We start from the raw sequence: 11,981 nt of genomic DNA on the forward strand, positions 1-11,981 counted from the left end.
CTGGAGTCATGACGAGTGCAGCCCTCCGCAGCAGGGCGTGGAAACTGCTGGAGATGGTCACGACGCCGCTGCTGCCGTCGGACTATCTCGACCTGGTCAGCCCGCTGCGTGCGGGCGCTGACCTGTGTGGGCGCATCGAGGCCGTGCACCCCGAGACGGGTGACGCCGCTACTGTCGTGATCAGGCCGGGACGGGGCTGGCGCGGTCACACGGCCGGTCAGTACGTGCGGATCGGGGTCGACGTCGACGGGGTGCGCCTGTGGCGTGCTTACTCCATCACCTCGCCGACAAACCGCCAGGACGGCCGCGTCACGATCACCGTGAAGGCGATCCCGGACGGCAAGGTCAGCAACCACCTGGTCCGCAGGGCGAAACCGGGCACGATGGTCCAGCTCGACCAGGCAACCGGTGACTTCGTGCTGCCGGAGGCCAAGCCCGCCAAGGTGCTCTACCTGACGGCCGGCAGCGGCATCACGCCTGTGATGGGCATGTTGCGTGACATCGAGTTCGACGACGTCGTCATGGTCCACTGCGCGCCACAGCCGCAAGACGTGATCTTCCGCAACGAACTGCACGACCTGGTCGCGGACGAGAAGCTGCGGCTCACCGAGGTGCACACTGACACGGACGGCATGCTCGACATCGCCCGTCTCGACGAACTGGTGCCCGACTGGGCCGAGCGCGAGACCTGGGCCTGCGGGCCCGCGGGCCTGCTCGACGCCGCCGAAGAGCTCTGGAGCGAATACGGCGTGCAGGAGCGCCTGCACACCGAACGCTTCCGCCCCAGCATCGTCGTCGCCGGTGACGGCGGCGAGGTCACGTTCAGCGCCACCGGCAAGACCGTCGACGCGGACGGTGCCACGCCGTTGCTGGACGTCGGCGAGGAGGCCGGCGTGCTCATGCCGTCCGGGTGCCGCATGGGAATCTGCTTCGGCTGCGTCACGCCGCTCAAGGCGGGCGCCGTCCGCGACCTGCGTACCGGCGAGATCACCGAGGCCGAGCCGGGTGTCCTCATCCAGACCTGCGTGTCCGCCGCGGCGGGCCCCTGCGACATCGAACGGTAGGAACAACCTTGACCGCCATCGACCCCACCGTCCACCTGACCGCGGAGCAGATCGAGGAGCTTGGCCGCGAGCTGGACGCGATCCGCGACGAGGTGATCGCCGACCGTGGCGAGAAGGACGCGGCCTACATCCGTAAGGTCATCTCGGCGCAGCGCAAGCTCGAGCTGGTCAGCAGGGGCGTGCTGCTGTTCTCGTTCTTCCCGCCCGCGTGGCTGCTCGGCACCGCCGGTCTGTCCGTGGCGAAGATCATGGACAACATGGAGATCGGCCACAACATCCTGCACGGCCAGTGGGACTGGATGCGGGACCCGAAGATCCACTCCACCACCTGGGAGTGGGATCACGTCTCGCCGTCCGAGCAGTGGAAGCACTCGCACAACGAGCTGCACCACACGTACACCAACGTGATCGGCAAGGACAACGACCTCGGCTACGGCATCATGCGCGTCGACGAGGACCAAAGGTGGCACCCGTTCCACCTCGGCCAGCCGCTGTGGAACTTCATCAACGCCTGCTTCTTCGAGTACGGCATCGCGGCGTACGACCTGGAGCTCGGCAAGAACCTGCACAGGCGCCGCCGCAAGAACCCGGAGTTCCGCGCGCGGGCCAAGGCCGTGGGCCGCAAGATCCGCAAGCAGGTGCTCAAGGACTACGTGATCCACCCGCTGCTGTCGGGCCCGTCGTTCCTCACCACGCTCGCCGCCACGTTCACCGCGAACCTGGTCCGCAACATCTGGTCCCACTCGGTGATCATGTGCGGGCACTTCCCCGAGGGCGTGCAGGTCTTCGAGCGCCGGTCGATCAAGGGCGAGACTCGCGGCCAGTGGTACCTGCGCCAGATGATGGGCTCGGCGAACATCAGCGGCAGCAGGGCCATGCACTTCATGACCGGCAACCTGTCGCACCAGATCGAGCACCACCTGTTCCCGGACCTGCCGAGCAACCGGTACGCCGAGGTCGCGGTGAAGGTGCGCGCGCTGTTCGAAAAGTACGAGCTGGAGTACGTCACCGGGCCGCTGCCCAAGCAGGTGTTCTCCGCGTGGCACAAGGTCTTCCGGCTCTCGCTGCCGAACAAGAAGCCCAAGGTCAGGACGCCGGACCGCGAGCAGGAGCTCGTCGCGGCCTGACCTGCGCTCCGCCATGACGCGGGGACGCTTGGGTGGCTCGCGCCCCGCTGGTGCGTGAGGGGCTCTATTTCTTCCCCGGCTCCTTGCCAGTGCCTGCGCCCGTGCGCAGCTTCAGTACGGGCAGGGTCGCGAACTTCGCTCGCATCGCCATGCTCGTGTCGTACGTGATCAGTCGGACTGGGCCAGCCGCCATCGTGCGCACGGTGAGCGCTCGGTCCACGATCTCGTCATCCGCCTCCGACAGCCGCGCATGCCCGGGGTTGTGCATGAGGATTTCCACCGTGGCCGTGGGCAGAGGCGCCCGCTCTTCAAGAAGCCGGTCGAGTACTGCGAGGCTGTAGCCCGCGCGCCAACGGACCTGCTGATTGTCATCTGTTCCGTGAACGCCTTGACCGCCAGGTCGAACGCTTCCACGCGCTGGCGGACCTCAAGGTCGATGAGCCCATTCGACAGCGCAGCCTCCAGCCGGCCGTTGATCTGCCCCGCGCCGGCGAGCAGGGCCCAGTATTGCGGGGTGCGCACGAGCGCGTCGATGTCCTTGGGGCGGATCTGCGAGTTCAGGACGCGGACCGACTCTGTCGCCCAAGTCAGGTACTTGAGCAGGTTCTCTTCGGGCTGGTGGTAGTTGCCCAGGTTGATGGCGGCGGTGTGAACGCTCCGGAGCACCTGGAGGACGTTGCCGCGGTGAGCGCCGGGTATCGGTGTGACGATCATTCGCGGATGATGTCAGGGCTTGCCTGGCTCCGACACGGTATTACGGATTTGCCCACCTGAAGCTGGGGAGTGAGTCAGCACGCTGCGTCATGCCACGAGCCACGAGCCACGAGACCCTACACGGATGTAGGTCCTCAGATTCGTGGCACAGCCTCAGCCTCGATGACACGCCCGTGGCACTTATGCCGCCGTCGTGAGACGCCCTGATGCCTGTCGCACTGAAGTAGCCGGATTCACATGGCCCCTCGTTCAGGCTGTCGGATTCTCGCTGCGTCGTGCGCCGAACAGCGGCGTTTCACCCGTACTCGCGGGCAGGTGATGATCGCTCCCCCGAGGACTTGAATCCGTCGCGCACGACGGTGATCGAGCGGACGAGACCCCTCGCGATTGCGCGTCCGGCATGGATGTGATGCCGCCGGCGGGCGGCGCTGGTGTCACGTAGTACTGGCAGCTTCGGTGCCCGCGGCCTGAGCGCGGCGCGCAGGCCACGTACCTTTCGCGCCGTTAGGCCGTTAGCGGTATCGCGGACGCACACGGCGTCCCGACCGAAAGGAAGCCCCCCATGTCCACGAAGCGCGTCACCCATCGCCTGCTGGTGCTGTCGGCCACGGCGGCCACCTGCACGGGCGCCTTGAGCGTTCCGGCCGTGGCGAGCACGAACGTGCTGGCGGTCGGGAATCCCGCCTACGACACCACGATGATCAACCAGGAGCGGGACGTCACGGCGGTCGGTGAGACCACCCACAGCAGCGGGCTGGGCAATGGTCTCGTCCAACTCCCGGTGAACCACCCGGCCAACCGCGGTGGAGGGGGCAGCCTGCTCTTCTCGGATCGCGGGCTGAAGACCGACGTCGTCGCGGTGGTCTGGGAACGATGAGCGGCCGGTGGTTGAGGGAGACCCTGGCCGGGCTGCGGATGCCGCCCCTGGTCAGGAAGCGTCTTCGACAGGGCGCTTCCGCCTCTGGCCTGGCGTCGGGGGCCGTGCCGGAGGTGGTGGGCGCCAGCGATCCGGTCAATGGCTACCGGGTGCTGGAACAGGTGGTGCGGCTGCCCGTCAGCACGTGGCGATATCACTGGGACCCTCCCCACGTACGCCACCTGGGACCCATGGCGCAGGACTGGTGGAAAGCGTTCGGGGTGGGTGAGAACGACAGGACGATCTGCTGCACCGACGCCAACGGCGTGGCCATCGTCGCCATCCAGGCACTGCACCGGGAACTGGCTGAGCTCCGGGGCGAGGTCGCTGCCCTGCGGGCCGGGAGCTCGCCGCGGACCGCTCCGGCAGGTCCGGAGCGGCTGGCCGGGGACGAGGACGACCTGGCAGGCGATGCGCTGACGTAGGGCGTGTGTCGAACGTCCCGCCGGCCGTCCGGTGTGTCGCTGCCGCTGTACGAGCGGGAAGTCGCGCCCGTACGCCTACGGGTCGGGCGCTGAGGGTCGGACAGGTCCAGGGCCGGGCCGGGCCGACCGAGGGGAACCGGCTGAGCGTCGGGTTCGCGGCGCGCGGGGGATGATTTGGGTGGAACGACGGAACGCGAGGTCAGGAGCTTTCGTGGTGAAGCGGGTGCACCAACCCCGCGAGGACGCGGAGTTCGATTTCATCCTCGGGATGAGCGACGCCCAGGTCCTCACGTACTTCACCCGGGACATGTCCCAAGGCGATCGATCCCGGCTGGGCGATGGACCTCCTGGTGGGTGGTATCGCCGAGGAGTACGCGGGCCGCCTGACGGCCGTCCGCGCCGACATCACGCGCTGTCCAGCCGCGACCGGGCGGAACGGGGTCGCCGGAGCCCCGTCGTACGTCCTGCTGAAGGAGTCGAGGCCGCGCTACTGTTGCTGGTCCTTCATCCCTCATGCTCAGGAAGCACAAGGCAGCCGCTCGCCGCTTCGGCCCATGTCCGGCGGCTCTCCGCCGATACCCGAAGTTGGGCTGCCGAAGCACCATCAGCCCTCGCCCGGAGTAATCAGCACGCCGCTCCGCTGGGTCAGGCCCGTCGGCCAGCTCCGCACGGCTGAAGGGCTGCGATGCCGCCATGGTTCGCACTTATATCGGCGGTCGGCAGTCCAGCGTCATGTCGAGGCATGCTCCGTGGAGCCCTGTCGGCACACCCCTCGTTTGTGTGCCCCCTTGCCGCCGCCACGAGGCGACGGTCAGGGGTCTTCCGTGCCGACCAAGATCCGGGCCATACGCGGACCAGCCGCCTGCAGCTTGGCCCAATCGGGGCCGTTTCTGCTGGTCAGCGGCCATGCGAGGCGTTTACCACCAGCACACGAAGAATCTTCTCGTGTCGTACTCGCCGAAGAGGCTCGGCTTCTTCGAGGGACACAGAGAGAGGCGCCTGGCCCGGGCTCTTGCCCGTCAGGCGCCTCTCGACGGCCTCATCCATCGCAGCAGCCGACTTGCGTCGGAACTCGCGCGCCAAGGGAACCGCAGGGATCCGCGCCGGTCCCGACGCATCCGCAGAGCGCCGTCCTCGCCACTGCCGGCCCGGTGTCCTTGCCTTGGGCATCGCCCACGCCGCCGACGGCGCCTCGTGGCCCGAACCGGCGTGATGACCGGCACCCCGGCTCGATCAGCCCCGAGTCCCACCGCACCAGCACCGCCGGCCATGAAGGGACATGTTCGCCTGGGGCGCACTCGCCGCCTCCTCGGCCACCGGTCGTCTGCCGTTCGGGGCGGGCCCGGGTCCGCCCGAAGGAGTGTCTCGCGCCCTGTGATCGGCTGCTTCTCCGTATTCCTGCTTTGCGAAGGAGTCCAGGTCGTACATGGTTCATCTCAACGGCTCGACGATGAGCTGTCGCGTACTGTTCGGGCCGGCGAGCTCCCTGGCACGGCCGGTGGCCGGAATCGCGACGGACTCACAAAGGCACGATGGTCCGGCTGTGGTTACCGGGCCTCACGCGTACGCGCAGCTGCTCTTCGTCCGGTCGTATCCGTTCTTGCCCTGCTGATCGGCTTGCTCGACGCTGCGGCAAAGCACGAGCTGACCGCAGGTCCGGAGCGCCGTGATCGGCCTCCGTCCACACACCTCGGCCGCCCGCCGCGAAGGTGCAATCACCAGAGGCGACAGTCCTCGACACGCTGTGTGCCGCAGGGCAGGCCGAGACGAAGGGTCCATCGGGCAGGCCTGGAGGTGCTGCCTGGCCTCCGTCATGGCAGCCTGGATACGGAGTCTCCGACCAGGGCGCCCGGCTCGGCGACGACGTTTCCTCGGAGGAGGCCGAACACATCCGGCAACGGGAGACCTGCGGCGCGACGCCGCCTGGGAGACCACCTCGTTCCAGAAGCCAGGCCCCTGACGGGTGCGGCGGAGCCGCGTTCCCGGCCCGATCTGCGGGCGGCCCCGTCGTGAGGCCCATCCGAGTCAGGCCCCGAACCGTGTCTCAGGGCCAGGTATGGGCGCTCTGGCAGGACTGACGTGCAGAGCACATGGGCGACTGCCCCGGTGGGCGCCGATCAGCCGAGGAGAAGGCCATGGCGAAGGACTTCAAGGGGAAGATCGCCCTCGACATCCACGACTCGGAGCCGGACTGGGCGCCGTTCCTGCCCCCGAAGGCACCCCGGGGTTCCCCGAACGTGCTGGTGATCGCCTGGGACGACGTGGGGTACGGGACGATGGAATGCTTCGGCGGTCCGGTGCGAACGCCGACGATGTCGCGGATCGCGGACATGGGCGTGCGTTACTCGAATTTCCACACCACCGCGCTGTGCTCCCCATCCCGGGCCTCGCTGCTGACCGGCCGCAACGCGACGTCGAACGGCATGGCCACCATCGCCGAGTTCAGTTCCGGCTTCCCTGGGATCTCCACGCGCATCCCCTTCGAGAACGGGTTCATCTCGGAGGTTCTGGCCGAGCGCGGCTACAACACGTACTGCATCGGCAAGTGGCACCTCACCCCTGGCGAGGAGACCAGCATGGCGGCGTACAAGGGCCGCTGGCCGTTGGGGCGCGGGTTCGAGCGGTTCTACGGCTTCCTCGGCGGCGAGTCGAGCTGTTGGTATCCGGATCTGGTTCACGACAACCACCAGGTCGAGCCCCCGGCCACGCCCGAAGAGGGATACCACATCGCCAAGGACCTGTCCGACAAGGCCATCCAGTTCATTCGCGACGCCAAGGTCGTGGATCCCGACAAGCCCTTCTACATGTACCTGTCACTAGACGCGGCCCATGCGCCCCATCAGGTCTTCAAGGAGTGGGCCGACGCGTACAAGGGCGTGTTCGACCAGGGTTACGAGGCGATCCGGCCGGAGATCCTGCGCCGCCAGAAGGACCTCGGCCTGCTGCCCGAGGACACCGAGCTGTCCGCGATCAACCCCCATGGCGAGCCGGAGGCGACCGGCCCGGACGGGCAGCCGTGGCCGACGCTGGACACCGTTCGCCCCTGGGACACACTCAGCGACGACGAGAAGCGGCTGTTCACCCGGATGGCCGAGGTCTTCGCCGGCTACGTCTCCTACAGCGACGACCAGCTCGGCCGGGTGATCGACTTCCTCGATGCGGCCGGCGAACTCGACAACACGATCATCGTGGCCGTCTCCGACAACGGCGGAAGCGGCGAGGGCGGACCGGACGGCACGTTCAACGAGTGGCGGTTCTTCAACGGCCTGGACACGCCGACCGAGCTGTCCCTGGAACACATCGACGAGCTCGGTAGCCCAACCTCGTACAACCACTACAACACCGGCTGGGCGTGGGCGTTCGACACCCCGTTCCCGTACTGGAAGCGTTGGGCGGGCTACGAGGGCGGCGTGGCCGACATGTGCCTGGTCGCCTGGCCCGCCAAGCTCAAGGCGCGGGGCGAGGTGCGCCACCAGTACGTGCACGCGGTGGATGTCGTCCCCACGCTCTACGACCTACTGGGCGTCGATCCTCCCGACGTACTCAAGGGGTACCCGCAGAGCCCGATCGAGGGTGAGAGTTTCGCGGCCTCGCTCACCGACCCCGCCGCGCCCGGAAAGCAGACCCAGTTCTACGCGATGCTGGGGCAGCGCTCGATCTACCACGACGGGTGGCTGGCCTGCACCGTGCACCCGCCCCTCAGCGGCTGGGGCAACTTCGCCCATGACAAGTGGGAGCTCTACGACTTCACGCGGGACCGCGCACAGTCCAGGGACGTGGCGGCACAGGAACCGGAACGGCTCGAGACGCTCAAGAGCCTGTGGTACTACTACGCGGGCCGCCTCAACGGGCTGCCGCTGGATGACCGCACCGCCCTCGAACAGACGCTCGCCGAGCGTCCGCACGGCACCCCAGCACGAGAGCGCTACATCTACTACCCCGACACCGCCTCGGTGCCCGAGCAGTCCGGAGTCGTGATCAGCGGCCGGTCGTACACCATCGCCGCCGGGGTCGACATCGAGTCGGCCGACGCCGAGGGCGTCTTGTACGCCCATGGTGGCATCGCCGGCGGCCACAGCCTCTACGTCAAGAACCACCGCCTGCACTACGCCTTCAACTGGGTGGGCACGCACCTGCAAGTCGTGGTCGCCGACCGGGAGATCACACAGGGCAGACACGTACTGACGGCCGAGTTCGCCGCGAACGGACGCAGCGCCGACCCGGCGATGCCGGGTGCAGCGGGAACTCTCACCCTCTACGTCGACGACCAGCCGGTGGGCAGCGGTGACATCGTCACCCAGCCTGGCTACTTCTGCCTGGTCGGAGACGGGATCTGCGTAGGACGCGACGACGCCTCGCCCGTCACCGCCGACTACCAGGCGCCGTTCCGCTTCACCGGCGGCACCATCGACAAGGTCGTCGTCGACGTCTCCGGCGAGCGCTTCGTCGACCACGAGGCCCAGGTCCGCGGCTGGTTCGCCATCGACTGACCGTAAGGCGCCGGCGTGCTGAGCCCCGTCGTGGTACGAGGCTCAGCATTCGACGTCCCGTGTGGAAGGCTACTGCGCGGGGTCGCGCCGGCCCGTGGCACGCGCGGTCCGGCGACGGCATCGCGATCGCCGCGTACCTGGCCGGAGGCGACTCGTTCGACCGAGCACTCGCGACGTTCACGGAAGCCTACGCCGAGCGGAACGAACGCGACCACCACGCCCTCGTCGATGCCGTGTCCGTGGGCTGGCTGCCCTCGGAGGAGCTGCCTCCCCTGGTGGGCGGCGGCACCTCGGGGAACATCGCCGGCAACACCTCCGGGAACACCACGGGAGGAAACAGGTCGGGCAACACCGCCGGAAACACGACCGGTGGGTCCATCACCGGGGGGGGGAACGTCGCCGGCACGAACGGCGGCAAGTCCGGCGGGCCGCACCACGGCGGCCCGGACTACAACGGCCCGGACCACGGGCATGACGAAGGCCCCGGCAAGCCGGACCACGGTGAGCACCCTGAAGGGCACTACGGGTACGCCGACAAGCCGGCGGACCATGAGGGTTACCATCTCGCCGATGCCACCGGGCTGACCAGCGCGTACTCCACCGCGCTGAGGCCGCTTCGGCGACGCGGCACCGGTCAAGCCCCAGGCCGGACCGCCGCCGACCGCGCGGTGATGGTGGCTGACGGCGGCGAGGCGATCGCGGATCTGGCCGCGCTGCGGGACCAGGGCGAGGTGTTCGGCCCGGTGGCCTCCACGCCGACGGCCTGGCGGCTGCCGGCCGCCGTCGACAAAGGCGTGTCGACGCGGTTGGCCGGGGCGGGGGAGATCGAGGACGTCTTCGACGCCGTGACGGGCCGGGGCGAGCAGGTGGGGCCAGACTCCGGCCTTGCGGCGAACGTCCTGGCGAACCGGCTGGAACGCACGGCGATGCAGGTCTCGGCGGCGGACGAGGGCGAACCGGGTCCAGGGCGAGACGTGTCTTTGATCGCCGTGATCGCGGCGTCCTTTGCGCTCGCCGCTCAGCTGCACGCCGATCACGGCGGCGTGCAGGGCACCCGGAAGGCTCTGGGCGGCGTGGCGGAAGCCATGGTCGACGTCCTTCGGGGCGTGCACGCTCTGCGCGTCGCCATCGGCGATGGGCAGGGGAGCACCGAGGAGTGACCTGGAACTTGTACGCGAGGGCGTTCAGGACGTGGGCGCGGTGCAGCGGATGCCGTCGGCGGGGTGCCTGGCTGCATAGGTCAGAACTGAGAGCAGATGTTCACGGCTGTTGTCCTGTCGCAACGAAGCCAGTCGTCCGGGCGCTGCTGAGTAGGTGTTCTGAACCCAGGGCGAATGGAGGATCCCGAAGGTCGCCTCCGTTCGTGGGGCATATGAATTGGGGTTGCGGTGGTCCGGTGAACCCGGTGAGGTACCTCCATGGACGGTGCCACGGAGCAGGTGCAACGGGCGAGGTCGGGAAAAGGCGGCATGGTCGCGCCACGACCGGATTCATGGCACGGGCCGGCGGTGCTTGCCGCCCTGATGCTGGCCGCCTTCACCTTCAACACTGCGGAGAACCTGCCTATCGGCCTCCTGGAGGTCATCTCCGAAAGCCTGCGGGTATCGGTGTCAGCGGTCGGTCTTCTGGTTACCGGTTATGGCGTGACGGTGGCCGTTGCGTCTCTGCCGCTCGCCCACGTCATGCGGGCAGTGCCCCGGCGCTACGTGCTCACGGGACTCCTGGCCGCGCTGGTCGTGTCCAGTCTGGCTGCCGCGCTGACCACTTCCTATTGGCTGCTTCTCATGGCACGGCTACTGACCGCGCTCGCTCAAGCGCTGTTCTGGGCCGTGATGGGGCCGGTCGCGGTGGGGCTGTTCGCGCCCGCGGTGCGTGGGCGTGTGGTCGGGGCGCTGTCCGTCGCTGGTTCGCTCGCACTTGTGATCGGTGTGCCCGCCGGGACCTGGTTGGGCCGTCTCAGTGACTGGCGGGTGCCAGTCGCCGTGCTTGCAGGTCTGGGGATCGTCTCTCTGTCGACGATCGCCGTTCTGCTGCCTACGTCACGGCCGGAGGAAGAGGACGCCGCCTACGGAGTCAGTCCCGACGTCCGGCGGTTCGGGATCGTGCTGGCGGCCGGAACCTTGTCCGCTGCCGGGGCGTTCGCGGGATTCACCTACATCGTGAGGTTCCTGGGCGACGTGAGCGGCTTTCCTCCCAGCACTGTGAGCGTCCTGTTCATGGCTTTCGGTGTTGCGTGTCTGTTCGGGGTGAGTGTCACCGGGGCCGTGCTGGATCGGTTTCCGCATGCCGCGCTGGCCGCTGCCGTGGCCACTCAGGCGGTGGGCTTGCTCGGCCTGTACGTGGCGGGCACCGATCCGGTGGCAGCGGTGGTGTTCTTGGTGCTGATGGGCGGTGCCGTCGGGCCGGTGTTCATGACGACCCAGAACGCGATGCTGCACTGTGCTCCAGGTCGCACGGATATCGCGCTCGCGGCGAACTCCGGCGCCTACAACGCCGGCATCGCGGCCGGCGCCGCGCTCGGAGGACTGATCCTGCCGCTTGCCGAGGTGCGGGGCGCCTTCCTCGCCGGCGGCCTGCTTTCTGTCGCAGCCTGCGCGGTGTTACTCGGCGGACGGCTGCTGCGGCTACGACCCGAACCGGCTGGGTAGACCCCACCGTCAACGGGCTGCTGGTGGCTTCCTTGCCCAGTGACCGGTACGGCCTCTACGGATGAGGCGGCGGGTCATGACGGTGATGAGTGCCCCGTTCAGTTGGGCTTCGGAGTGTTGTGGGAGGCGTTCGTAGTCGCGGACGTTGCGGCGGGCGTTCATGACCCAGCCGATGGTGCGTTCGACTTTCCAGCGGCGGGGAAGGACGATGAATCCCTTGGCCCCGCGGGGGCGGGTCACGGTTCGCAGGGTTGTCCAGAGGCGGTCGTCAGGCCAGTTCACGAGCTGGCCGGCGTAGGCGGAGTCGGCCCAGACCTGGGTGATCCGCGGCTGGGTGAGACGCAGGCCCCAGAGGAGTTCGCGGGCTGCGTCGCGGTCGGTCATGCTGGCGGGCGTCACCGTGATGATCACGGGCAGGCCGAGGGTGTCGACGGCCAGGTGTCTCTAGCGGCCGTTCATCTTCTTCCCGGCGTCGTAGCCGCGGGTCTTGCTGCCGACGGTCGAGGACGACCGCCCGCGACCACAGGCGGGGTCCGGCGTCGGCAGGCGGGACCAGGCCCGAGCCGGTGGCCCGGCGCCACGCCGCGACCGGCACCC

The 11,981-nt window shown here is 68.4% G+C and carries 8 protein-coding genes and 3 pseudogenes; 9 read left to right on the top strand and 2 right to left on the bottom strand.

Annotation, left to right across the window (positions count from 1 at the left end):
* The first annotated feature begins 8 nt into the window (after nucleotides 1-8).
* Both IE237_RS08365 and IE237_RS08370 read left to right on the top strand, forming a co-directional pair.
* A complete protein-coding gene (locus IE237_RS08365) occupies nucleotides 9-1,064 on the top strand; it encodes a ferredoxin reductase (RefSeq protein ID WP_189801161.1) in 1,056 nt (351 codons plus the stop codon).
* Between the two features lie 8 nt (nucleotides 1,065-1,072).
* On the top strand, nucleotides 1,073-2,191 hold the full coding sequence (locus tag IE237_RS08370) for a fatty acid desaturase family protein (protein ID WP_189801162.1): 1,119 nt from the start codon (nucleotides 1,073-1,075) through the stop codon (nucleotides 2,189-2,191).
* A gap of 168 nt (nucleotides 2,192-2,359) precedes the next feature.
* On the opposite strand, the gene IE237_RS08375 is transcribed toward IE237_RS08370, so the two are convergent.
* Nucleotides 2,360-2,905 carry a hypothetical protein gene (locus IE237_RS08375; protein ID WP_189801163.1) on the bottom strand — a complete coding sequence of 182 codons (546 nt, stop codon included), beginning with the start codon at nucleotides 2,903-2,905 and terminating at the stop codon, nucleotides 2,360-2,362.
* Nucleotides 2,906-3,467: 562 nt separating this feature from the next.
* On the opposite strand from IE237_RS08375, the gene IE237_RS08380 reads away from it, so the two are divergent.
* The 7 genes and pseudogenes from IE237_RS08380 to IE237_RS08405 all read left to right on the top strand — a co-directional run bounded on the left by IE237_RS08380 (nucleotide 3,468) and on the right by IE237_RS08405 (nucleotide 11,384).
* The gene (locus tag IE237_RS08380; RefSeq protein ID WP_189801164.1) at nucleotides 3,468-3,782 is read left to right on the top strand and encodes a hypothetical protein; all 315 of its coding nucleotides are present in this window, start codon (nucleotides 3,468-3,470) and stop codon (nucleotides 3,780-3,782) included.
* 11 nt (nucleotides 3,783-3,793) lie between these two features.
* Nucleotides 3,794-4,246 carry a tail fiber domain-containing protein gene (locus IE237_RS08385; RefSeq protein WP_189801165.1) on the top strand — a complete coding sequence of 151 codons (453 nt, stop codon included), beginning with the start codon at nucleotides 3,794-3,796 and terminating at the stop codon, nucleotides 4,244-4,246.
* Between the two features lie 211 nt (nucleotides 4,247-4,457).
* Nucleotides 4,458-4,722 (top strand): annotated as a pseudogene (locus tag IE237_RS40605) (YbbN family protein); the annotation flags it as partial.
* Between the two features lie 1,659 nt (nucleotides 4,723-6,381).
* Complete coding sequence (locus IE237_RS08390; protein ID WP_189801166.1) at nucleotides 6,382-8,736, top strand: arylsulfatase; 2,355 nt, start codon at nucleotides 6,382-6,384, stop codon at nucleotides 8,734-8,736.
* 98 nt (nucleotides 8,737-8,834) lie between these two features.
* Nucleotides 8,835-8,996, top strand: a pseudogene (locus IE237_RS40610) (DUF2252 family protein); the annotation flags it as partial.
* Between the two features lie 303 nt (nucleotides 8,997-9,299).
* Nucleotides 9,300-9,554, top strand: a pseudogene (locus tag IE237_RS40615) (IS1380 family transposase); the annotation flags it as partial.
* A gap of 651 nt (nucleotides 9,555-10,205) precedes the next feature.
* Nucleotides 10,206-11,384: an MFS transporter gene (locus IE237_RS08405; RefSeq protein WP_370468167.1), complete on the top strand. Its 1,179-nt coding sequence runs from the start codon at nucleotides 10,206-10,208 to the stop codon at nucleotides 11,382-11,384.
* A gap of 9 nt (nucleotides 11,385-11,393) precedes the next feature.
* Here IE237_RS08405 and IE237_RS08410 read toward each other — a convergent pair whose 3' ends face one another.
* A complete protein-coding gene (locus IE237_RS08410) occupies nucleotides 11,394-11,822 on the bottom strand; it encodes a transposase (RefSeq protein WP_268253684.1) in 429 nt (142 codons plus the stop codon).
* Between the last annotated feature and the right edge of the window lie 159 nt (nucleotides 11,823-11,981).

It is taken from the genome of Streptomyces tanashiensis (assembly GCF_014648895.1).
In the GTDB taxonomy this organism is placed as follows: domain Bacteria; phylum Actinomycetota; class Actinomycetes; order Streptomycetales; family Streptomycetaceae; genus Streptomyces; species Streptomyces tanashiensis.